The organism is Desulfovibrio legallii, from assembly GCF_004309735.1.
Lineage (GTDB): Bacteria > Desulfobacterota > Desulfovibrionia > Desulfovibrionales > Desulfovibrionaceae > Desulfovibrio > Desulfovibrio legallii.
In genome coordinates, this window is record NZ_SIXC01000029.1 from 1 (window position 1) to 1,197 (window position 1,197).

A 1,197-nucleotide genomic window follows, 5' to 3' on the forward strand; every position below is an offset into this window, starting at 1 on the left:
GGTAATCCTCCCAAAAAGAAGTAGCGTTTATGGGTAGAATTTCCGATACTGACCCGAACGGAGATTTTACATGAAAGCGTCCAGATTTTCTGACAGCCAGATTTTGGGAATTTTGAAGCAGGCCGAGAATGGGATCCCCGTGACCGAGCTTTGCCGCGAACACGGCATAAGCAGCGCCACGTTTTATAAATGGCGGGCAAAATATGGCGGCATGGATGTTCCGCTCATGGCTCGGATGAAAGAGCTGGAGAAGGAAAATGCCCGCCTGAAAAAGATGTATGCCGAAACGCAACTCAAATATGAAGTTATCCAGGAAGCCCTCACAAAAAAATGGTAAGGCCGTCTCAACGAGTTGAGGCGGCCAGAAAAACAGTAACAAATGGGATAATGAACGTTCGCCAGGCGTGCGAAGCGTTTAAAATAAGCTACTGCTGCTATCATTATAAGCGCAAATTATCTGACGATAATGCGCTGATAGCTGATCTGCTCTTAGGCTTGACACAGAGTCAGAAAAATTGGGGCTTTGGCCTGTGTTTTTTGTATCTCAGGAATGTTAAACGCTATGTGTGGAATCATAAGCGAGTGTATCGCATATACAAGGAACTGGAGCTGAATTTACGGATCAAGCCCAGAAAACGTTTGTACCGTGAGAAACCGGAGGCGCTTTTTGTGCCAAGCGCCATGAATGAAGTGTGGTCTATGGATTTCATGCATGACCAATTGCAAAATGGCCGCTGCATCCGGCTATTGAACGTACTGGACGATTTCAACCGGGAAGGCTTGGGGATGGAGATTGATTTTTCCCTCCCGTCTGAACGAGTGATCAAGGCGCTGGAGCAAATTATTGAATGGCGTGGCTGCCCCAAAGAAATCCGTTGTGACAATGGCCCGGAATATATCAGCGCCAAGCTGCAAACCTGGGCCGGGCAGAGGGGAATCCGCCTGCGGTATATCCAGCCGGGAAATCCGCAACAAAATGGGTATGTCGAGCGGTATAACCGAACAGTGCGTTATGACTGGCTCAACCAATATCTCTTTGAGAGTCTTGAAGAAATACAGGATTTTTCCACCAAATGGCTCTGGAGTTATAATAACGAGCGCCCCAACATGGGCATTGGCGGCATAACTCCCGCCATGAAGCTCGCACAGGTGTCTTAGGCTCTACTTGTAAGTGCTCCTAAAAATGGGAGGATTACC

At 47.9% G+C, this 1,197-nt stretch carries 1 protein-coding gene; it reads left to right on the forward strand.

The window, feature by feature from the left end:
- The first annotated feature begins 70 nt into the window (after positions 1–70).
- Positions 71–1,158 (forward strand): IS3 family transposase gene (locus EB812_RS11580; RefSeq protein WP_118230072.1). Its coding sequence is split into 2 segments (ribosomal slippage): positions 71–323 and positions 323–1,158, totalling 1,089 coding nucleotides; the frame shifts between segments, so codons are not numbered across the junction.
- Positions 1,159–1,197 lie beyond the last annotated feature (39 nt).